Here is a 21,961-nt window from a genome sequence, read left to right on the forward strand (position 1 = left end):
TAATAATGAAAAACCTGGTCGATCATCTCAGCCAATATGCGGCTTATCACCGTGATTGGCGCAATATCGTGACCCACTTCCTGGGTATTCCACTGATCGTACTGGCCGTGACGATTCTTCTGTCACGCCCTGGGGTACTTGCCTACGGCCTATGGCTGTCACCGGCCTTGCTGGTCGCCGTGGCGTCGGTGCGTTTCTATCTGCGTCTGGACCGGCCACTGGGCGTATTGATGTCGGTGTTGCTGCTGTTATGCCTATGGAGCGGTGCCAGCCTGGCACAGCAATCCACCAGCGTATGGCTGGCATGGGGCGTGGGCCTGTTCGTGACTGGCTGGATCATCCAGTTCATCGGCCACTATTACGAAGGCCGCAAACCGGCGTTCATTGACGACGTGACCGGGCTGATCATCGGCCCGTTGTTCGTGGTGGCAGAACTGGCCTTCCTGCTGGGGATGCGCAAGGACTTGCAGCAGGCGATCGAGAAACGGGTGGGGCCGGTACGCAAGCGTAAGCCTGTCACAGGTTGAGAAACCGGCTCAGGCCAGGACGTCGTTGCCCCGGCGCCTGAACCAGCCAGTCAGCGACAGCCGGTCGCGGCTGGCCGGCAATACCTCATGCGCCACCTCACCAGACAGAAAGATGGCCAGGCAACCGCTGATCGGCTGCACGTCATGCGGCGCGTCGTTTTCCAGGTACATCCGCAACTGACCGCCCTCTTGGGGCTGCCAGTCAGGATTGAGGTACAACACCGCCGAGACCATGCGCCGGTCGTCATCGCGAAAGCGATCCAGATGCCGCTTGTAGAACGCCCCCGGCGGGTAGAAGGCGAAGTGGCTCTCGAAATCTTCCAGGCCCATGAACAAATCGCGGTTCAAGGCCGTCCGCAAGCTGTCCATGACCTGCAGGTACTGGTCACAGACACCTGACTGCCCCGGCTCCAGCCACTGGATATGATCGCCGCGAATCCCCTCGCGCACCTCCTGCGCCAGCCCACGACCAACCCCGGCCGGCTCCAGGTCACCGGCAGCGGCACGCCGACGGCACTCGGCGGCCAGTTCGCGGGTCAGTTCATCAGGCAGGAACACGTCCTGCTGCGACCAGCCGCGGGTGGCCAGGTCGTCAACGATGCGCTGTAACAAGGGGTGATCGGTGGGGATGGGCGTGGCGTGCATGGAGCACCTCAGAAACTGACTGCGAGTGCCTCGCAAACGTTTTCAGAGGCTGCCTATAGTAGCCGTAACCCCGGCTATCCAATAGTGGGTTACCGGGCTGTTGCAGTTTTAATTGATCCGGCGCAGGCATGCCTCGACAAACCCCCGCTAACGCACCGAGAATAGTGGCCTGCCGACAGGAGTCCCGAATGCGTCGTTTGTGTGTTGTGTTGTTGCTGTTGTGCGCACTGCCTGCCTGGGCAGACAACTTCGATCAGTTGTACAAGGCCGCTGGCTGGCCGCAACAACGGGCGCATTTCAATGACGCGCTCAAGGCTGCGCAGCAGCGCTATCAGGCCAACCTGCCACCGGCGGTGTTCCAGGCCCTGGTCAACAACAGCAACCAGCGTTTTGCGGCGCAGGCCGTCGACCAGCGCGCAGCGCAGCGGCTGCGCGAAACCCTCAAGGATCCGGCTCCGGCCTTGCGTTTTTTTCAGTCGCCGCTGGGGCGCAAAATCGTTAATGCCGAGCTGACCGCCACCCGCGCCGATCAACTGGCCAAACACGCCCAGGGCCTGCCGGTGATCCAGGCCGACTCGACCCGCCAATTGCTGATCGGCCATCTGGCCCAGGCGCTGCCGGCCAAGCAGGCCGGTGCCGAGGTCAGCCTGGCGCTGGCCGGCGTCGCCGCCGACAGCCTCAGCCAGATGATTCCGGGGCTGCTGGGCGGTGGTCAGGCCCAAGGCATGCTCGAAGGCCAGCGCGAACGCCTGATGGCGCAGATTGCCGCAGACCTCAACAACACCCTGCTGTACGTCTACCGCGACCTTTCGGACCCGGAACTGGAGCAGTTCTCAAGCTTTGCCGAATCACCCGAAGGTCGGGCCTATTATCAGGCGGCGCTGGCGGCGATCAAGGCAGGCCTGGCAGTCGGGCAGAGCAACTCAAACCTGTAAGTGGGTTCAGCTCCGAAAGCGCCCATTGAGAAACTCGAAATACTGAGCGCGCAATTCGGGAATCTCATTGGCCAGGTGGTGCCTGGCCTCACGCAGCATCAGAATCTGCGGGTCGCTGAATTTTTCGTTGAGCACACTCAGGTTGTAGCTCCAGTCCACGGTCATGTCCGACTCGCCCTGCACGATCCACGGCTGCCGTTCGCTGCGTGGCGCCTTCTCGATATGCACGATCCAGCGTGCCAGCGCCCCGACCCAGGCAGTGGGCAGGCGCCGCGGCTGCAAGGGGTCGGCCATCAGAAACGGCAGAAACGCCGGGGCATTGGAGTTTTCGGTAAAGCGCCGGGCAATGCCGCTGACAAACGGTCGCAGCAAGTAGTAACTGGCCTTGGACCAGCCCCACGCCCTTGGCCGTACCAGCGGAGATAACAGAATCACCTGGCCTTGGGCCGGGCTGTCGCTGCCGCGATGCAGTACATGGTCGACCACGATGGCGCCGCCGGTGCTCTGCCCGCACAAGTGCCAGGGCTGCGGCAACTGCAAGGCTTGCGCCTCGGCCAGCAGACGCTGCAGCACGGTCTGGTACTCGGCGAAGTCACCAATGCTCGCCCGGCTGCCGCTGGACAGTCCATGCCCCGGCAGGTCGCAAGACAGCACCGCAAAGTTCTGCGCCAGCGCCCACTCGATCACATGCCGATACAAACCCATATGATCGTAGAAACCGTGCATCAGAATCAGTGTCGCCAGCGGTCGCTCCGGCAACCAGACCTGGCCGACGATTTGGTACTGATCCACATCCAGACGGCCCAGCCAGCTGCGAATGACCTTTTCACCGCCCAATGCACCCAGGCTGTAGAAACGCTGGTAAGCCTGCCCGGCTGGCGACAGAACATCATCGGCGCTCAGCGGCTGCAGGCTGGCACGTAACTGATCGGGGTCGAAGGTGTCGGTCATGGCAAATCCACAGGCGCTGGGCAAGGTGTTGCACTGATCTTCATCTGTCTGTCGCTGGCTGGCAAGCCACAAGCTGACACTACCCAGGCGGCGTCACAGACTGTAGGGTGCGGCTCAGCTTCAGTCAGCCAGCCACTTGCAGAGACACCGGATGAAACGCAGCCTTACCGTCCTCGCCATCGCCCTTGGCCTGCTTGTCGCAGGTGCGACCTGGTACGTCCACAGCAAACAACCCGTGCGTGCCGGCGAACTGGCCCTCAACGGTCTGCGCGCGCCGGTCAGCGTGCGTTATGACGAACGTGGTGTGCCGCATATCCGCGCCGAAAACCAGGCCGACATGTACCGGGCGCTGGGCTATGTGCAAGCCCAGGACCGGCTGTTCCAGATGGAAATGCTGCGCCGTCTGGCGCGCGGTGAACTGGCAGAGGTACTGGGCCCCAAACTGATCGACACAGACCGGCTGTTCCGCACCTTGCGCATCCGCGAACACGCCGACGCCTATGTCGCCCGTCAGGACCGTACAACCCCGGCCTGGCAGGCACTGGAGGCCTATCTGGACGGCATCAACCAGTACCAGGACAGCCGCGCCAGGCCGCTGGAGTTCGACCTGCTGGGCATTGCGAAACGGCCGTTCAGCGCCGAAGACACCCTGAGCATCGGCGGTTACCTGGCCTATAGCTTCGCTGCGGCGTTTCGTACCGAACCGTTGCTGACCTACGTGCGTGACGAGTTGGGCGCCAATTACCTGAAAGTATTCGATCTGCAATGGCATCCCGACGGCATGCTGGCTGGCCAGCCGGGGCTGAGCCACAACGACTGGCAAGACCTCGGTGCCTTGGCGCAAATGAGCCAACAGGCCTTGCAGGACGCCGGCCTGCCACAGTTCGAAGGCAGCAATGCCTGGGCCATCGCCGGTAGCCGCACCCGCAGTGGCAAGCCGCTGCTGGCCGGAGACCCGCATATCCGCTTCTCGGTGCCGGCGGTGTGGTACGAGGCGCAGTTGTCGTCCCCGGATTTCGAGCTGTACGGTCACTACCAGGCGCTTAACCCCTTCGCCTTTCTCGGTCACAACATGGATTTCGGCTGGAGCCTGACCATGTTCCAGAACGATGACCTGGACCTGATCGCCGAGAAAATCAACCCAGACAACCCCGAGCAGGTCTGGTATCAGGGCCGCTGGGTGGAGATGACCCGCAGCGAACAGCAGATCGCGGTCAAGGGCCAGCCACCGGTGACCCTGACCCTGCGCCGCTCGCCGCATGGGCCGATCATCAACGACGCGCTGGGCAAACAGGCCGGCAGCACACCGATTGCCATGTGGTGGTCGTTTCTGGAGGCCGATAACCCGGTGCTCGACGGTTTCTATCAGGCCAACCGCGCCGATACGCTGGACAAGATGCGCAGCGCCGCAGCGAAGATTCAGGCGCCGGGGCTGAACATCGTCTGGGCCAACGCCAGCGGCGACATTGGCTGGTGGGCTGCCGGGCAACTGCCAATCCGCCCACAGGGCGTCAACCCGGCCTTCATTCTCGACGGCAGCAGCGGCCAGGCCGAAAAACCGGGTTTTCACCCGTTCAGCGCCAACCCCCAGGAAGAAAACCCGGCCCGCGGCTACATCATCTCGGCCAATTTCCAGCCGCTATCGCCGGCCGGCCTCGAGATTCCCGGCTACTACAACCCACCGCAACGCGGCCAACAGCTTGATCGGCAACTGCGTGATGCCTCAGTGAAATGGGACCTGAAGTCGAGCAAGGCCCTGCAACTGGGCACCACCACTGACTATGCGCCGAGCATCCTCAAGCCCCTGTTGCCAGAGCTGTTGCGAGCCACTCAAGACCCGACCGAACGGGCGCTGCTCGGCCAGCTTGCAACCTGGCAAGGCGACTACCCGCTGAACTCAGTGGCTGCCACGCTGTTCAATCAGTTGCTGTTCAACCTGGCAGACAAAGCCTTCAAGGACGAGCTGGGCGATGCCCTGTTCGACACCCTGCTCTCAACCCGGGTGTTCGACTCGGCCATGCCGCGCCTGGCCGCCGACGCCGATTCGCCGTGGTGGGACGACCGTCAGACGCTGGCCCGCGAAAGCCGCAGCGAGATCGTCCAGGCCGCTTGGCGCGCCAGCCTCGATCACCTGCGCAGCCTGTACGGCAATGACTCGCAGCAGTGGCAATGGGGCAAGGTTCATCAACTGACCCACGCCCATCCGCTGGGTGCCCAGAAGCCTCTGGACTGGCTGCTTAACGTCGGCCCCTTCCCGGCCCCCGGCAGCCACGAGGTCCCCAATAACCTGTCATCACGCACCGGCCCCGCGCCATGGCCGGTCAACTACGGCCCCTCGACCCGCCGCCTGATCGACTTCGCCGACCCGGCCAACAGCCTGGGCATCAACCCGGTGGGCCAGAGCGGCGTACCGTTTGACCGCCACTATGCCGACCAGGCTGAAAGCTACATTCGTGGCGAGTACGTGCCGCAGTGGTTCAGTGAGGCGGATGTGCAGGCACATCGGCAGGGGGAATTGCGGTTGGTGCCAAAGTAGCCGGGATGGTGGTCACCACAAAATGTATAACGCCAGAGCGATCAGTGCAGACGCAATGCCGGTCCACGCACAGATTATGTTGGCTCGTGCCACCCACTTGAGGCGGGTAGGCAAAGTGTTTAAATCAAAAACATCGCCATCAAAATTTCTCAGTTTGCGACCATTGGCAGCCACCGTCCTGCAAATCAGCACAAACAGAATCGAGCGCCACGAGGTTCCGTGCCAACGCAGGTCTTGCTCCAGTTTGGCTCTATAAGGATGATCTTTCTTGATCGCAGCAAGCATAGCCGGCAAATGGCACTGAATCGCATAGACACTTAGACAGACACTCACTGCGAGCATTAAAGCTGCAATACTATAAGAATAAAACAACGCAAGCTCCTGCCAGGGTATATAGGCATAAGGCTCGGCAAAGTCATCCAGCCCCATAAGAACTACACAAACGAGAATCGATAACACACTGGCGTAAGACGAAAGAACAAAAGTCACTGCCATGAGCCTCAAGCGACGAGGAAATTCAGCGACATCGGCAGGATCAAGCACGCCAGTACGCACATTGCTGCGGGAAAAAATCAGCGCAGTACCAATGTCCGTTAACAGCATTGTTTTAAAAAGCCGACCTTGATGCTCAAGATTCCTTTCACGTACCGAAGAAAAAAGCGAGCTTCTTCCCAGTGCTTTCAACATACCGGATAGACAGCGCCACCTGACATATAACTCAACAGTAATACTTATAAACACACAGAAAAAAATCGCAACCCCAAGATTCAAGATCAACAGAATTACCACCTATCAAGCACAACCTGAACGTCCAGAGGCGTCCCTGAATACTAATTTTCGAAAGAGCTGAGAAAACTCTGAAGCAGAGCTAGATCCGCCGTTGATCAATCTACGACGTGCTCATATATGACTTCACCAGCCCACTCCCCAAGCGCTGCCCCCCCTACCGTTCCTGCTAGGGCAGCCAGTCCAACAACGGTACCGGCACAAACCACAGCTCCGACTCCAGCCGTAGGTACCCCCACGAACACACAAATGGATGCGGCATAGCCAGCCGCCAGTCCTCCAAACTTATAGCCTCCATAGCTTGCCCCCAGGAACTTTCCACCCTCGGTAATCATTGCTTTTCTGCACTGTTGGTCATCGCCATTAGCGCATACCTCCTTGATCGCCATCACACCCGAAACGCCGCCAATCCCAATGCCGATATAGCCGCCTGTCTTCATCCATCCGGTAGCTTTGGCAATCGCCTTAACATGCTCGGAATAACCAGGAATAGCCCCCGCTCCTCCGGCCTTGCGCCAATGATGAACGAGGCTACGACTTGAAATCCCCAGCGCGTTTTTCAACTTGGGATGGCCATCGAAGGTCGCAAGCCCCTTGAGATTTCTAGAGCCGAACAGATGACTATCGAGCTCTTTAAGCAATTCTTTTCGCTGAGCCAAAAACTCCGGCGCCCTCAAGTGGCCGTATTTACCAAAACTGTCCTGATGCAATTTCTCAATCTTCACCAACGTGTCGCCCAGTTTCTTCAAATGCGCCTCCATCACCGCCGCACTCACCCCCAGCCAGGTCGATGTCTCGCCTGTAAATGTGGCGATCTCTGCGGCATGGCGCATCATGAAGTCAGCCTCATCAGGCGTCAGTGGTGCCAGGGCAGCCTTGACCTCTTCGGCGGCAGCCAACAGTTGTGATTCGGCAAAGGTGCAGGTGCGGTTGTTCGGGTCGCTGAGGACGATCAGGGTGCCGGCCTTGAGGGTTTGATCCAGGCCGGGATTGAGCTGGCTGAACGAGCGCAACGCGGCGTTGGGCATGGCGCTGAACAGCTCACGGTACAGCTCCGCCGGCGACATGCTGCGTGGCACGATGTAAAAGCCGGGTTCGGCGCCGACAGCAGGTTCAGGCCGCAGAAGCTTTCTGGGTGGCGGGTTTTCGAAGCTGTAGACCGGTGGCGGCGGGAGGCTTTCAGCACTCTGCGGCGGGGTCGGCCGCGGCATGACCCGCAGGCCGGTGTCGGGCGCTTTGGTGTATTGCGGGGTGGTTTTTGGCTCGCTCATCGCGCGGTCCCTGATCGTGGGATCGCAGCCTAGCAAGCGCTCGACGGGGATTTACGGGCCTACAGCAAAATTGGACGTGTCCTACATGTCTGATAGCGCTTGCTTCGTAGCCCAGCCGCGAAACCTTCGCGGCTGTTGCCAACCGATATCTAGCGATTCAACAGATCCAGTGCCACATCGACGATCATGTCTTCCTGACCGCCGACCATGCCGCGTTTGCCCAACTCGACCAGAATATCCACAGTTTTGAGGCCATAGCGGGCGGCAGCGGCCTCACTGTGGCGCAGGAAGCTGGAGTACACCCCTGCATAGCCCAACGCCAGAGATTCGCGGTCGACCCGCACGGGCCGGTCCTGCAGCGGCCGGACAATATCGTCGGCAGCGTCCATCAGGGTGTAGAGGTCGGTGCCATGGTTCCAGCCGAGCCGGTCGGCGGCGGCAATGAACACTTCCAGCGGTGCATTGCCGGCCCCGGCGCCCATGCCGGCCAGGCTGGCATCAATGCGGTCACAGCCCTCTTCCACCGCCACGATGGAGTTGGCCACGCCCAGCGAGAGGTTGTGGTGGGCATGCATGCCGGTCTGGGTTTCAGGCTTGAGCACCGCCTTGAACGCGCGCAACCGCTCACGCACATCCTGCATGCTCATCGCACCACCAGAATCGGCCATGTACACGCACGTCGCACCGTAGCTTTCCATCAGCCGCGCCTGCTCGGCCAGCCGCTCGGGCGCAATCATGTGGCTCATCATCAAAAAGCCCACAGTGTCCATGCCCAGCGAGCGGGCGAACTCGATGTGCTGCTTCGAGACATCGGCCTCGGTGCAATGGGTCGCGATACGCACCGAGCGGGCACCGGCATCATAAGCGGCCTTGAGGTCGTGCACCGTGCCGATGCCTGGCAGCAGCAAGGTGGTGATGCGCGCATGGCTGATCACATCGGCCACCGCTTCGATCCACTCCAGATCGGAATGCGCGGCAAAGCCGTAGTTGAAGCTCGATCCCTGCAGGCCGTCGCCATGGGCCACTTCAATGCTGTCGACCCTGGCCTTGTCCAGCGCCCGGGCGATGTCCTGAACGTTCTGGATCGAGTACTGGTGACGCACCGCATGGCTGCCATCACGCAGCGTCACATCGGAGATATACAGCTTTTTCTCGGGGTTGAAAGTCATTGCAAGGATCCTCCGGCGTTCAGCATCGATTGCGCCATGCGCTCGGCGGTCGCCAGTGCGGCAGACGTCATGATGTCGAGGTTGCCCGCATAGGCCGGCAGGTAATGGGCGGCGCCCTCGACTTCCAGAAAGATCGAGGTCTTGATCCCGGAAAACCGGCCCAGCCCCGGAATGTTCAACGGCGCATCGACCGGGATGACCTCGAACTGCACCTGCTGCTTGAGGCGGTAACCGGGCACATACGCCTGCACGGCAGCGACCATCTCGGTTACCGAGGCTTCAATCAGCGCCTGATCGACACGCTCGGACAACACGAACACCGTGTCGCGCATCATCGGCGGCGGCTCGGCCGGGTTCATGACGATGATCGCTTTGCCTTTGCCGGCCCCGCCGATGACCTCAATGGCTCGCGAGGTGGTCTCGGTGAACTCATCAATGTTGGCGCGAGTTCCGGGGCCAGCTGACTTACTGGCAATAGAGGCGACGATCTCGGCGTAATGGACCCTGGCAACCCGTGACACCGCCGCCACCATGGGGATGGTCGCCTGGCCACCGCAGGTCACCATATTGACGTTCAACTGCTCCAGGTTCTGTTCCAGGTTGGCCACCGGCACGCAGTAAGGGCCGATTGCCGCCGGGGTCAGGTCAATCAGGCGGATACCGGGTTTCACCGCACGCAACAAGGCGTCATTGCGCACATGGGCCGCGGCCGAGGTGGCATCGAAGACAAAATCGATCTCGTCGAACAACGGCAGACGGGTCAGGCCTTCGACCCCTTCGTGGGTCACCGCCACCCCCAGACGTGCGGCACGGGCCAGGCCATCGGAGGCCGGATCGATGCCGACCATCGCGCCCATTTCCAGGTAACGGGCATTACGCAGCACCTTGATCATCAGGTCGGTGCCGATATTGCCCGAGCCGACGATCGCGACTTTAAGCTTTCTGGTCATTGGTTTGGTTGCTCCAGGGCAGCGGGCATGGCGGCCCGCCGCAGAGGTAAAGAGGGAAAGTCAGGTGGTCTGGCCAAGCGCGTCGGCAGGCTTCTCGGCTTTCTTTTCAAGCTGGGCGTAAACCAGCCAGGTCAGGACTACACCGGTCAGCATCACCGCTGCCAGGAAGTACAGCCCCGATGACAGCGTGCCGGTGTACTCCTTGAGCGCACCGATGCCGAATGGGCCGATGTAGCCGCCCAGGTTGCCGAACGAGTTGATCAGGGCGATGCCCGCCGCAGCGGTGGCACCGGACAGGAAGCGTCCCGGCAGAACCCAGAAGATGGCGGTGACCGAAAACAGGCTGAATGCGGTCAGGCACAGGGCAGCCAGTTGCCAGCCCGGCATGCTCAGCCAGGCACTCAGGAACAGGCCCGTGGCACCGAGGATGTACAGCACGGTGAGGTGCCCGTAGCGGTCATTGAGCCGATCGGAACTGCGCGGCACCAGCAACAGGCCGATGACCCCGAAGATGTACGGAATCGCCGAGATGAAACCGGTGGTCAGGTCGCTGCCACCGAACTGATGCACCAGGGTTGGCAGCCACAGGCCCAGGCCATAGGTGCTCAGGGTGCTGGGCAGGTACAGCAGGGCCAGGATCAGCACCCGGCGGTCGGTCAGGGCACGTAGCGGGTTGGTGTGTTCGGTCTGGCCGTACTCGATGCGGTCTTTTTCCAGCTCACCCTGCAACCACTGCCGATCGGCTTCAGCCAGCCAGCGGGCATCCTTGGGAGTATCCGGGAGGATTTTCAGGGTCGGCCAGGCCAGGGCAATCGCCGGCAGACCGATGATAATGAACAGCCACTGCCAGCCAGCAAGACCCTGAATACCGTTCATGCCCAGGATCCAGCCCGACAACGGTCCGGTGACCATCAGCGCGATGGGCTGCGACAGGATGAAAAAGCCCAGCACCTTGCCGCGGTTGCGTACCGGGAACCAGCGGGTGATGTAGTACAGCACGCCCGGAAAGAACCCGGCTTCTGCCGCGCCCAGCAAAAAGCGCATCAGGTAGAAACTGTAAGGCCCCTGGACGAACGCCATACCCACAGTGATCGCCCCCCAAGTGATCAGGATACGGGCAAACCAGCGCCGCGCTCCGAATCGCTCCAGCAGCAGGTTGCTGGGCACTTCAAAGATGAAATAACCGATGAAAAACAGACCTGCGCCAAACCCGTAGGCCATGTCGCTCAGGCCCAGATCGGCGTTCATGTGCAATTTGGCGAAGCCGACCGCCGAGCGATCGATGAAGGCGACCAGGTACAACAGGATCAGGAAGGGAATCAACCTGAGCGTAAGCCTGCGAATGATCCGAGATTCCGGATTCATAGCTGTTCTCCACTTGTTTTTGTTATGGATAGGTTGGCTGCGATTGATCTGACTAATTAACCGCCCAGCGATCGACAAGGACGTATCAACCCCATGAATCGAACAATATAGTAATACTATTTAGCTGACAACCACTTGAAATGCGATTTTTATGGTGTATGTTTTCAGCACGAAACCCAAATAGTCATACAATAAGAGTTCGCCGATCATGACCGACAAAAAGCCCTCCCTGCGCTCCGCCCAATGGTTCGGCACTGCCGACAAGAACGGCTTCATGTACCGCAGCTGGATGAAGAATCAGGGCATTCCGGACCACGAGTTCCAGGGCAAGCCGATCATCGGTATCTGCAACACCTGGTCAGAGCTGACCCCCTGCAACGCACACTTTCGCAAGATCGCCGAGCACGTGAAAAAAGGCGTGCTGGAGGCCGGTGGGTTTCCAGTGGAGTTCCCGGTGTTTTCCAGCGGTGAGTCCAACCTGCGCCCCACGGCCATGCTGACCCGCAACCTGGCCAGCATGGATGTCGAAGAAGCCATCCGCGGTAACCCGGTCGATGCGGTGGTGCTGCTCACCGGCTGCGACAAGACCACCCCGGCCCTCCTGATGGGAGCCGCCAGCTGCGATGTGCCGGCCATCGTCGTCACTGGCGGGCCGATGCTCAATGGCAAGCACAAGGGCAAGGACATCGGCTCGGGCACAGTGGTCTGGCAGATGCACGAGGCTTACAAGGGCGGCCAGATCAGCCTCGACGAGTTCCTCTCGGCCGAAGCGGGCATGTCGCGCTCGGCCGGTACCTGCAACACCATGGGCACCGCCTCGACCATGGCCTGCATGGCCGAAGCCCTCGGCACTTCGCTGCCGCACAACGCGGCGATTCCGGCCGTGGACTCGCGCCGCTACGTGCTGGCGCACCTGTCGGGCATGCGCATCGTCGACATGGTTCACGAAGACCTGCGTCTGTCGAAAATCCTCACCCGCGAGGCCTTTGAAAACGCCATCCGCATCAACGCCGCCATCGGCGGTTCGACCAACGCGGTGATTCACCTCAAGGCCATCGCCGGACGCATTGGTGTTGAGCTGGAGCTGGACGACTGGACACGGGTCGGTCGTGGTACACCGACGCTGGTCGACCTGCAGCCTTCCGGGCGCTTCCTGATGGAAGAGTTCTACTATGCCGGCGGCCTGCCGGCGGTGATCCGCCGTCTGGGTGAAAACGGCCTGCTACCCAACCCGCACGCCCTGACCGCCAACGGCAAGAGCATCTGGAACAACTGCCAGGCTTCGCCGCAGTACAACGACGAAGTGATTCGGCCCATCGACAACCCGCTGGTGGCCGATGGCGGGCTGTGTATCCTGCGCGGCAATCTGGCGCCACGCGGTGCGGTGCTCAAGCCGTCAGCGGCCACCCCGGCGTTGATGCAACATCGCGGTCGTGCTGTGGTGTTCGAAAACTTCGATGACTACAAGGCACGCATCGCCGACCCGGACCTGGATGTCGACGAAACCTGCGTACTGGTGCTGAAAAACGCCGGCCCACGGGGTTATCCGGGCATGGCCGAGGTCGGCAACATGGGCCTGCCGCCCAAGGTCCTGGCCAAGGGCGTGACCGACATGGTGCGCATTTCCGACGCCAGGATGAGCGGCACCGCCTACGGCACTGTGGTTCTGCACGTCGCCCCGGAAGCGGCGGCCGGTGGCCCGCTGGCGGCCGTGCGCAATGGTGATTTCATCGAGCTGGACTGCCACAGCGGCCGGCTGCATCTGGACATCAGCGACGAGCAACTGCAAGGACGCCTGGCCGACCTGCAGCCCGACACCTCGGCGAACATCTTCTCCAGTGGCTATGCGCGGCTGTATGTCGATCACGTCATGCAGGCTGATCAGGGTTGCGACTTCGACTTTCTGGTCGGCTGCCGTGGCTCGCAAGTGCCGCGGCACTCACACTGACCGCACGAAGCCGAAAGGGCTCTGGAGGGATGTTATGATGCAGCGCATTTCGCCAGAGTCCTTGCGTCTTTATGGATTACCAGACCCCCAAACCACGCAAAAGCATGCACGCGCAGATCGTTCAGGAACTGGGTGTGCATATCGTTTCCGGCCGCTTCAAGCCCGAAGAAAAACTGCCCCCGGAAGCTACTCTGTGCGAGGAATACAAGGTCAGTCGGCCAGTGCTGCGCGAGGCCACCCGGGTACTGACCGCCAAAGGCCTGGTGTTCTCCAAGCCGCGTGTCGGCACCGTGGTACGACCGCGTGCAGAGTGGCACCTGCTCGACCCGGACGTACTGTTCTGGCTGATGCGCTCGACCCCGCACAGCGAGTTCTTCAACACGCTGGCCGGGGTACGACGGATTCTCGAACCGGAGATTGCCGCCATGGCGGCCACCACGGCGACCGATGCCGATATCGCCGTGATCGAGGACGCCTACCAGCGTATGGCGGCGGCACAGACCCGCGAAGAAATGCTCCAGCCAGACCTGGACTTTCACCGGGCGATTGCCGACGCCACCCACAACGACCTGCTGGCCTACATGTGCAACATGCTGTCGTTACCACTGCGCGAGTCGATCAACCTGACCAACATGCGTCCCAACATTCAGGAACTCAGCCTGCCCCGCCACCAGGCCATCCTCACCGCCATCAAGAACCGCGATGCCCTGGCTGCCCGCTATGCCTCGCTGGTCCAGCTCGACGACACCCGTGCCGCCCTCGATACCGTGATGAACGTCCTGACGCCGCTATAGCGTCAGGCAGCTGGGTCATGCTCGGGCAGGCGACCGGACACCATGCCCACGGAGCCTGCCATGCCTTTGCCTGCCTCGTTCATTGATGCGCTGAGCGGTTTGCTCGGCGAGCGTTTCAGCACCGCCACGGCCGTTCGCGAACACCACGGCCGCGACGAATCCCTGTACGACCCGATCCCCCCCGATGCCGTGGCGTTTGCCCATACGGTTGAAGAAATCAGCGCCATTCTCGGCCTGTGCCACGCCCACCGGGTGCCGGTGATCCCTTATGGCAGCGGCTCATCCCTGGAAGGCCATCTGCTGGCCGTGCAGGGCGGCCTGAGCCTGGATGTGTCGGCCATGAACCAGGTGCTGGCGTTCAACCCCGAAGACATGAGCATCACGGTGCAACCGGGGATTACCCGCAAGACCCTCAACGAGTATCTACGCGCCAGCGGGCTGTTCTTTCCTATCGACCCGGGAGCCGACGCCAGCATCGGCGGTATGTGCGCCACCCGCGCCTCAGGCACCAACGCCGTGCGCTACGGCACCATGCGCGAGAACGTACTGGGCCTGAAGGCCGTACTGGCTGACGGTCGGGTCATGCACACCGGCTCACAGGCCAAGAAGTCATCGGCCGGCTACGACCTCACCCGGCTGCTGATCGGCAGCGAAGGCACCCTGGGGGTGATCAGCGAAATCACCCTCAAACTGCACCCACAACCCGAGGCGATCAGCGCCGCGGTATGCAGCTTCGACAGTGTCGCCGGGGCGGTGCAGACCGTGATCGAAACCATCCAGATGGGCGTGCCGGTGGCCCGTGCCGAACTGGTCGATCGCCTGGCCATCGAGGCGCTTAACCGCTACGCGAAACTCGACCTGCGCGCAGCGCCGACGCTGTTTCTGGAGTTCCACGGCAATCAGGTCAGCGTGGCTGAACAGGCTGAAACCGTGCAGGGGCTGGCCCAGGGCAATGGCGGGCAGAACTTCGAGTGGGCGACCCGTCAGGAGGACCGCAACCGGCTATGGAGCGCCCGCCACGATGCATTGTTCGCCTTCCTGCAACTCAAGCCGGGCTGCCGAGCGCTGTCTACGGATGTCTGTGTACCGTTGTCGAAACTGGCTGAATGCGTGGTCGCCACCGAACAGGACCTGAACCAGTCTTACCTGCCGGCGCCGATCTTCGGCCATGTAGGGGATGGCAATTTCCACGTCTGCATGTTGCTGGCGCCGGATAACCCGGCCGAACTGATCGAGGCCGAACGCCTCAACCACGCCATCGTCCACCGCGCGTTGCAGGCCGGAGGCACCTGCACCGGTGAACATGGTGTGGGGTTGCACAAGATCGACTTTCTCCTCCAGGAACATGGTGAGGTGGCCATCGACAGCATGCGCGCCATCAAACAGGCCCTGGACCCGCAGGGCCTGATGAATCCGGGCAAGATATTCCGGGCACTGCAGGAGCCGCTTTAGCGGCGAAGCCTTCGGGGCTAAAGCCCCTCCTACCGCTACAGCACCTCGCGGCTGTGCAGCCCATCTACCAGCCGCTCAATACCCAGCGGGTTGGCATTTTTGAGCGCATCGGGCAGCCATTCGTCAGGGTAGTTCTGGTAGCACACCGGACGCAGGAAGCGATCGATGGCCAGGCTGCCCACCGAGCTGCCACGCGCGTCGGAGGTGGCCGGATATGGACCGCCATGCACCATGGCGTCACACACCTCGACCCCGGTCGGATAACCATTAACCAGCAGCCGCCCGGCTTTGTGCTCCAGCAGGCCGGTGAGTTCGGTGTGGTTGCGCAGATCAGCCGGCTCGGCGATCAGGGTCGCGGTCAGTTGGCCGCGCAAGCCGTGCAAGGCACGCAGCAGTTCGGCCTGGTCGGCGACTTCGACCACCACCGTGGTCGGGCCAAACACCTCTTCCTGCAACAGTTCATCGCCATTGATCAACAGCGCGACGTCGGCCTTGAACACCTGGGCGTGGGCCTGCTGGCCCTGCTGCGCGGCACCGGCCAGATGGCTGACACCTGGATGCGCATGCAGCCGCTCAAGACCGTGACAGTAGCTCTTGAGGGTTGCGGTATTGAGCAGGGTCTGTGCCGGCTGATCACCCATCAATCGGGTGAAGTGCTGCAGCCAGGCATCGAAGGCCGCCGAACGTATGCCGATCACCAGTCCGGGATTGGTACAGAACTGCCCGGCGCCCAAGACCACCGCTGCGCTCAACTCCGAGGCGATGCGCTCACCCCGCACCTGCAGGGCTTCAGGCAACAGCAGCACCGGATTGATACTCGACATCTCTGCGAAGACCGGAATCGGCTGGGGGCGCGCGGCGGCGATGTCGCACAAGGCCCGGCCACCGGCCAGCGAGCCGGTAAAGCCGACCGCCTGGATGGCCGGATGCTGCACCAGCCAGGCCCCCACGCCACCGCCGAAGATCATATTGAACACACCGGTCGGCATGTCAGTGCGGCGCGCAGCACGCAAGATCGCATCAGCCACCTGTTCGGCGGTGCCCATGTGCCCGCTGTGGGCCTTGAATACCACCGGGCAGCCAGCGGCCAATGCCGCTGCGGTATCGCCACCGGCCGTGGAGAAGGCCAGCGGAAAATTGCTGGCCCCAAACACCGCCACCGGTCCCAGACCGATCCGCCACTGGCGCAGGTCCGGCCGCGGCAGAGGCTGGCGTTCAGGCAAGGCACGATCAATACGCGCGCCGTAAAAGTCACCCCGGCGCAACACCTTGGCAAACAGCCGCATCTGCCCGCTGGTTCGGCCCCGCTCTGCCTGGATGCGTGCCGCTGGCAATGCCGTCTCCTGACACACCAGCGCGACGAAATGCTCACCCAGGGCATCGAGCTCATCGGCGATGGCCTCAAGAAACTCTGCCCGCCGTGCCGCCGGCAAACTGCGAAACGCCGGATAGGCGTCCTGCGCCGCCCGCGCCGCAGCATCGACCTCGGCCTCGGTGGCCTGATGAAAGGCATAAGGCAGGGCCTGCCCGGTGCTGGCGTCAAAGCTTTGCAAGGTGGTCTGGCCTTCCGCGCTGCGCTGACCGCCGATGTAGTTGCAACCCGTGATGCTGGTCATACGTGATTCCTTTGTGTTCAGAGCGCCTGGACGGCGCCGGGAGCCAGTGGCTCGTCATCAACAACCACACCGGTGCGCAGCGGTGCGCCGAACTCGGCGATTTCGATCTCGAAGGTGTCTCCGGGACGCGCGCTCACCGCGTCGGCAAACGACAGGGTTGCGGTGCCGAAGAAATGCACATGCACATCGCCCGGACGCAGGAACTGGCGGTATTTGAAGTGGTGGTATTCAAGGTTCTCCAGGCTGTGGCACATGTTTTCTTCGCCACTGAGAAATTCCTTTTCCCATAACACCTGGCCGTCGCGGTGAATGCGGCTGATACCGGCCAGATGCGCTGGCAAGGCACCGATGCGCAGCTCAGGACCATAGGCGCAGAAGCGCAGCTTGGAGTGTGCCAGGTACAGGTAGCTACGACGCTCCAGTACGTGGTCGGACAGCTCGTTGCCCAGCGCATAGCCAAGGCGATAAGGCTTGCTGTCCGGGCCGATCACGTACAGGCCAACCAACTCGGGCTCTTCACCGACGTCTTCGGCGAAGGTCGGCAGTGGAAAGCTTGCACCGGGGCGCAGCACGATCGAACCATCACCTTTGTAGAACCACTCCGGCTGCGCGCCGACCTTGCCGGCACCTGGCTTGCCGCCCTCTACGCCCCAACGGAACATGCGCGCGGTATCGGTGAGCGTCGCTTCGTCCTGGTCTTTTTTCTGGTGCATCTTGTCACGGGTATCCGCGCTGCCCAGATGGGTCAGGCCAGTGCCACTGACCAGGCAATGGGCCGGGTCTTCGTGATCCAGCGGCGGCAGTATCTGGCCGGCTTCCTGCAGATCCCGATACAACGGGCCGGGCTGGCTGCCGCGCTTGAGCACTTCGTCCTCCAGACCATGACCGGCGCTGATGGCCGCCAGCGCCAGTTCCCGGGTGCTGAGGGTCGCCAGCACGGTGTGTACCTGGTCGCCCTCGACGATGCCGACATGGCGTTGGCCGGCAGAGGTTTCATACTGGATCAGTCGCATGGCATGGGCCTTCTTGTTCTGCTGTGGATAAGCCGCACTTTACGAATCTGCCAGCAGGCTGCCTAATGAGAGCCTCTGATTAAGCGATAACCTTTACTTATCCCCATGATCGCCCCGCTCACCTCACTGATCTCACGGCTGCGCCTGAAGCAGCTGCGTCTGCTGATCGCTCTGGACGATCACGGCTCGCTGCACAAGGCTGCCGAGTACGTGGCCATTACCCAGCCCGGTGCGACCTCGGCGCTGAACGAAATCGAGTCGGCATTCGGCACCCGGCTGTTCACCCGCACCAGCCAGGGTCTGGAAGCCAACGATTTGGGACGCTGTGTGATCCGCTATGCCCGGCTGATCCACAGCGACATGGCCCACCTGCGTGAAGAACTGATCGGCATTCTGCAGGGCCAGGGGGGGCGGATTGCCGTGGGCGCGGTGATGGGCGCAGTACCGTTGCTGGTCAGCAGCCTGGCGCGCCTGCGTGAAGCGCAGCCGGAACTGGCGGTGGAAGTGGTCGAGGACACCAGCGCCCGGCTGCTGGGCCTGATTGACCAGGGGCGCCTGGATCTGGCGCTCTGCCGAACCAGCGTCAGTCAGCGCCCGCAAGCCTATGACTGCCTGCCGCTGGCCCCGGAGGCGTTGCAACTGGTTGCCAACCCACTGCACCCGCTGGCCGCTGCCGCCAGCCTGACACTCGACGAGCTGCAGCATTACAACTGGGTGGTCTATCCGGCAAACATGCCGATGCGGCTGGTGCTGGAACGGGAGTTCAGTGAGGCCGGGCTGGAGTTTCCGCGGTTTGCGATCGAAACCGCGTCCACCTTCACCACCCTGATGCTGCTGCAACAGGACCGGCAACTGGTCGCGATGATGCCCAAGGCCGTGGCTGAAAGTGCCAGCGGCATGGGCGTGGTGCCCTTGGCGCTGACCCTGCGTTCACGCAGCGAACCGTTCTGGCTGGTCAGCCGCCACAACACACCGCTGTCAGCCCCGGCCAGATTACTGACCGAGGCATTGCAGGCGGGTGTTGGCAGCGTCGACGGTGCGTAGCTAGGCCAGACGCCGCTCGCTGACCGAGGCATCCAGACTCTCGTCGATGGCCTGTTGAATCGCCTTGCGGCGACGCTCTTCGGCCTGACGAGTGAAGTACCAGACCATGAACGTCGCCAGCGACACGGCCAACAGAATCAGACTGGCCACGGCGTTGATTTCCGGCTTCACGCCCAGACGCACGGCAGAGAAAACCTCCATCGGCAGGGTGGTCGAGCCAGGCCCGGAAACGAAGCTGGCCAGCACCAGGTCGTCCAGCGACAGGGCGAAGGACATCATGCCGCCGGCCGCCAGCGATGGGGCGATCATCGGGATGGTGATCAGAAAGAACACCTTCCACGGCCGCGCGCCAAGGTCCATCGCAGCCTCCTCGATGGACAGGTCCAGTTCCCGCAGACGCGCCGACACCACCACCGCCACATAGGCGGTACAGAACGTGGTATGGGCGATCCAGATGGTCAGCAGGCCACGTTCGGCAGGCCAGCCGATCAGTTGCGCCATGGCCACGAACAGCAGCAACAGCGACAGACCGGTAATCACCTCAGGCATGACCAGCGGCGCGGTGACCAGACCACCGAACGCCGTGCGGCCGCGAAACCGCGAGATACGGGTCAGCACAAAGGCGGCCATGGTGCCCAGCGCCACCGCCGCGATGGCGGTGTAGAAGGCCACTTCCAGCGAGCGCATCACCGAGCCCATCAACTGGGTATTGTCCAGCAACCCCACGTACCACTTGACCGACCAGCCGCCCCACACCGTCACCAGCCGCGACTCGTTGAACGAGTAGATCACCAGGATCAGCATCGGCAGGTAAATGAACAGCAACCCCACCACCAGCATCAGATTGGAGAACTTGAAGCCTCTCATGCCTTGCCCTCCAGTTCCTTGGCCTGACTGCGGTTGAACAGAATGATCGGCACGATCAGCACCAGCAGCATGATCACCGCCAACGCCGAAGCCACCGGCCAGTCACGGTTGTTGAAGAACTCCTGCCACAGCACCTTGCCGATCATCAGGGTTTCCGGGCCACCGAGCAGCTCAGGAATCACAAACTCACCGACCACCGGGATGAACACCAGCATGCAGCCGGCAATGATGCCGTTCTTCGACAGCGGCACGGTGATTTTCCAAAAGCTGTTGAAGGTGCTCGAACCAAGGTCCGAGGCGGCCTCCAGCAGGCTGTGATCGTGCTTCACCAGGTTGGCGTAGAGCGGCAGGATCATGAACGGCAGGTAGGAGTAAACGATGCCGATATACACCGCCAGGTTGGTATTGAGGATCTGCAACGGCTCGTCGATCAGGCCCAGCCACATCAAGAAGCCGTTGAGCAGGCCGTTGTTACCGAGGATGCCCATCCAGGCGTAGACCCGGATCAGAATCGCAGTCCAGGTCGGCATCATGATCAACAGCAACAGCACCGTCTGGATGTCCTTGCGGGCATTGGCGATGGCGTAGGCCATGGGGTAGCCAATCAGCAGGCACAGCAAGGTGCTGAAGAACGCCGTCTTCAGCGAACCCAGATAAGCCGCCAGGTACAAATCATCGCCCGCCAGCATCGTGTAGCTGGTGAAACTGAGCACGATCTGCAGCTTTTCTTCGGCGTAGGTGAAGATCTCGGTATACGGCGGGATCGCTACGTCGGCTTCGGCGAAACTGATCTTCAGGACGATCAGAAACGGCAGGGCGAAAAACAGGAACAGCCACAGAAAGGGTGCGCCAATGACCAGTTGCCGCCCGTCGGGGATGATGCGCCGCAGCAGGCGCTTGACCTTGCGTGCTTTCATGAGCGCAGTACCACGCCGCTGTCGTCTTCCCACCAGATATAGACCTGATCACCCCAGGTCGGCCGGTCGTTCTGGCGCTCGGCATTGGCCACGAAGGCCTGCACACGCTTGCCGCCGGGCAGCTCGATATGGAACACCGAATGCCCGCCCAGGTAGGCGATATCGTGAACCTTGCCGCTCGACCAGTTGTACTCAGTGGTCGGCTGCTGGGTGGCGATCAGCACTTTTTCCGGACGCAGTGCATAGGTGAGGCTCTTGTCCTCCACAGAGGTGCTGACCCCGTGGCCGATATAGATAGGCCGCTCAAGATCAGGGGTACGTACCAGCGCGTAGCCTTCCATGTCCTCGACGGCTTCGCCTTCGAACAGGTTGACGCTGCCGATGAACTCACACACCAGACGGCTGACAGGGGTTTCATAGACGTCGATCGGGCTGCCGATCTGGGCAATCCAGCCTTGGTGCATGATCGCGATGCGCGCAGCCATGGTCATGGCTTCTTCCTGGTCATGGGTCACCATCACACAGGTCACGCCCACTCGTTCGATGATTTCCACCAGCTCAAGCTGCATCTGCGACCGCAGTTTTTTATCCAGGGCGCCCATCGGCTCGTCGAGCAACAGCAGCTTGGGCTTCTTGGCCAGCGAGCGGGCCAGCGCCACGCGCTGACGCTGGCCGCCGGACAGTTGGTGCGGCTTGCGCTTGGCGTACTGGGTCATGTGCACCAGCTTGAGCATCTCGGTGACGCGCTGGTCGATCTCGTTCTTGGGCAGTTTGTCCTGCTTGAGGCCGAAGGCGATGTTGTCGGCCACCGTCATATGCGGGAACAGCGCATAGGACTGGAACATCATGTTGATCGGCCGCTCGTAGGGCGGCAGGTCGGTGATGTCGACGCCATCAAGGTAGATACGCCCGTCGGTAGGGCGCTCGAAACCGGCCAGCATGCGTAACAGGGTGGATTTACCCGAACCGGAACCGCCCAACAGGGCAAAGATTTCGCCCTTGTTGATCTGCAGGGACACATCGTCCACCGCCACGGTCTCGTCGAACTTTTTGGTGACCCTGTCGACCCTGAGCAATACTTCTTTGGGCTGCTTACCGGTCTCAAGGGGATTGTTTAGGGCGCCGGAGGCAACTGCCATGGGTAAAAACTCCCGGAAATAATGCCTCTGGCGCTG

The 21,961-nt window shown here is 61.8% G+C and carries 19 protein-coding genes; 7 read left to right on the top strand and 12 right to left on the bottom strand.

Annotated features, from left to right (window positions below):
- Positions 1–5 precede the first annotated feature (5 nt).
- Positions 6–527: a DUF962 domain-containing protein gene (locus NRB16_RS17700; RefSeq protein WP_253112017.1), complete on the top strand. Its 522-nt coding sequence runs from the start codon at positions 6–8 to the stop codon at positions 525–527.
- Between the two features lie 9 nt (positions 528–536).
- Here the strand turns inward: NRB16_RS17700 and NRB16_RS17705 are convergent, their stop codons facing one another.
- Complete coding sequence (locus NRB16_RS17705) at positions 537–1,172, bottom strand: 2OG-Fe(II) oxygenase (RefSeq protein WP_045486103.1); 636 nt, start codon at positions 1,170–1,172, stop codon at positions 537–539.
- 188 nt (positions 1,173–1,360) lie between these two features.
- On the opposite strand from NRB16_RS17705, the gene NRB16_RS17710 reads away from it, so the two are divergent.
- The gene (locus NRB16_RS17710) at positions 1,361–2,107 is read left to right on the top strand and encodes a DUF2059 domain-containing protein (protein WP_045486100.1); all 747 of its coding nucleotides are present in this window, start codon (positions 1,361–1,363) and stop codon (positions 2,105–2,107) included.
- Between the two features lie 6 nt (positions 2,108–2,113).
- On the opposite strand, the gene NRB16_RS17715 is transcribed toward NRB16_RS17710, so the two are convergent.
- Positions 2,114–3,058 (bottom strand): alpha/beta hydrolase, encoded by a 945-nt coding sequence (locus NRB16_RS17715; protein ID WP_253112015.1) that lies wholly within the window; start codon positions 3,056–3,058, stop codon positions 2,114–2,116.
- Between the two features lie 151 nt (positions 3,059–3,209).
- Between NRB16_RS17715 and NRB16_RS17720 the strand changes: the two genes are divergently transcribed.
- Positions 3,210–5,594, top strand: coding sequence for a penicillin acylase family protein (locus NRB16_RS17720; protein ID WP_257106580.1), 2,385 nt, complete (start codon positions 3,210–3,212; stop codon positions 5,592–5,594).
- Between the two features lie 12 nt (positions 5,595–5,606).
- On the opposite strand, the gene NRB16_RS17725 is transcribed toward NRB16_RS17720, so the two are convergent.
- The 5 genes from NRB16_RS17725 to NRB16_RS17745 all read right to left on the bottom strand — a co-directional run bounded on the left by NRB16_RS17725 (position 5,607) and on the right by NRB16_RS17745 (position 11,135).
- Positions 5,607–6,281, bottom strand: a complete 675-nt coding sequence (locus tag NRB16_RS17725) for a hypothetical protein (protein WP_257106581.1) — start codon at positions 6,279–6,281, stop codon at positions 5,607–5,609.
- 197 nt (positions 6,282–6,478) lie between these two features.
- Entirely contained in the window at positions 6,479–7,651 is a 1,173-nt protein-coding gene (locus NRB16_RS17730) for a hypothetical protein (RefSeq protein ID WP_257106582.1), read from the bottom strand.
- A 149-nt stretch (positions 7,652–7,800) separates the two neighbouring features.
- Positions 7,801–8,820: a 4-hydroxy-2-oxovalerate aldolase gene (gene dmpG / locus NRB16_RS17735; RefSeq protein WP_045486085.1), complete on the bottom strand. Its 1,020-nt coding sequence runs from the start codon at positions 8,818–8,820 to the stop codon at positions 7,801–7,803.
- Positions 8,817–9,770 (bottom strand): acetaldehyde dehydrogenase (acetylating), encoded by a 954-nt coding sequence (locus NRB16_RS17740; RefSeq protein ID WP_045486082.1) that lies wholly within the window; start codon positions 9,768–9,770, stop codon positions 8,817–8,819. The genes dmpG and NRB16_RS17740 overlap by 4 nt, the downstream gene beginning before the upstream one ends.
- Positions 9,771–9,830: 60 nt before the next feature.
- Positions 9,831–11,135 carry an MFS transporter gene (locus tag NRB16_RS17745; protein WP_045486079.1) on the bottom strand — a complete coding sequence of 435 codons (1,305 nt, stop codon included), beginning with the start codon at positions 11,133–11,135 and terminating at the stop codon, positions 9,831–9,833.
- 208 nt (positions 11,136–11,343) lie between these two features.
- Here NRB16_RS17745 and NRB16_RS17750 point away from each other — a divergent pair, with 208 nt between their 5' ends.
- From NRB16_RS17750 to NRB16_RS17760, 3 genes are all read left to right on the top strand, one after another.
- Positions 11,344–13,083 (top strand): IlvD/Edd family dehydratase, encoded by a 1,740-nt coding sequence (locus NRB16_RS17750; RefSeq protein WP_045486076.1) that lies wholly within the window; start codon positions 11,344–11,346, stop codon positions 13,081–13,083.
- A gap of 71 nt (positions 13,084–13,154) precedes the next feature.
- Positions 13,155–13,877, top strand: a complete 723-nt coding sequence (locus tag NRB16_RS17755; RefSeq protein ID WP_253140760.1) for a FadR/GntR family transcriptional regulator — start codon at positions 13,155–13,157, stop codon at positions 13,875–13,877.
- 60 nt (positions 13,878–13,937) lie between these two features.
- Positions 13,938–15,329, top strand: coding sequence for an FAD-binding oxidoreductase (locus NRB16_RS17760; RefSeq protein WP_257106583.1), 1,392 nt, complete (start codon positions 13,938–13,940; stop codon positions 15,327–15,329).
- Positions 15,330–15,364: 35 nt separating this feature from the next.
- On the opposite strand, the gene NRB16_RS17765 is transcribed toward NRB16_RS17760, so the two are convergent.
- Both NRB16_RS17765 and araD1 read right to left on the bottom strand, forming a co-directional pair.
- A complete protein-coding gene (locus NRB16_RS17765; RefSeq protein WP_257106584.1) occupies positions 15,365–16,945 on the bottom strand; it encodes an aldehyde dehydrogenase (NADP(+)) in 1,581 nt (526 codons plus the stop codon).
- A 17-nt stretch (positions 16,946–16,962) separates the two neighbouring features.
- Positions 16,963–17,958, bottom strand: a complete 996-nt coding sequence (araD1, locus tag NRB16_RS17770) for an AraD1 family protein (protein ID WP_253140757.1) — start codon at positions 17,956–17,958, stop codon at positions 16,963–16,965.
- Between the two features lie 105 nt (positions 17,959–18,063).
- Here araD1 and NRB16_RS17775 point away from each other — a divergent pair, with 105 nt between their 5' ends.
- Positions 18,064–19,002 carry a LysR family transcriptional regulator gene (locus NRB16_RS17775; RefSeq protein ID WP_253140756.1) on the top strand — a complete coding sequence of 313 codons (939 nt, stop codon included), beginning with the start codon at positions 18,064–18,066 and terminating at the stop codon, positions 19,000–19,002.
- Here the strand turns inward: NRB16_RS17775 and NRB16_RS17780 are convergent, their stop codons facing one another.
- Genes NRB16_RS17780 through potA form a run of 3 tightly spaced genes read right to left on the bottom strand, consistent with a single transcriptional unit; the run spans position 19,003 to position 21,925 of the window.
- Positions 19,003–19,869: an ABC transporter permease subunit gene (locus NRB16_RS17780; RefSeq protein ID WP_045486058.1), complete on the bottom strand. Its 867-nt coding sequence runs from the start codon at positions 19,867–19,869 to the stop codon at positions 19,003–19,005.
- Positions 19,866–20,747, bottom strand: a complete 882-nt coding sequence (locus tag NRB16_RS17785) for an ABC transporter permease subunit (RefSeq protein WP_173426712.1) — start codon at positions 20,745–20,747, stop codon at positions 19,866–19,868. The genes NRB16_RS17780 and NRB16_RS17785 overlap by 4 nt, the downstream gene beginning before the upstream one ends.
- A 35-nt stretch (positions 20,748–20,782) precedes the next feature.
- Positions 20,783–21,925, bottom strand: coding sequence for a polyamine ABC transporter ATP-binding protein (gene potA / locus NRB16_RS17790; RefSeq protein ID WP_045486052.1), 1,143 nt, complete (start codon positions 21,923–21,925; stop codon positions 20,783–20,785).
- Between the last annotated feature and the right edge of the window lie 36 nt (positions 21,926–21,961).

The organism is Pseudomonas sp. LJDD11 (assembly GCF_024584215.1).
GTDB lineage: Bacteria > Pseudomonadota > Gammaproteobacteria > Pseudomonadales > Pseudomonadaceae > Aquipseudomonas.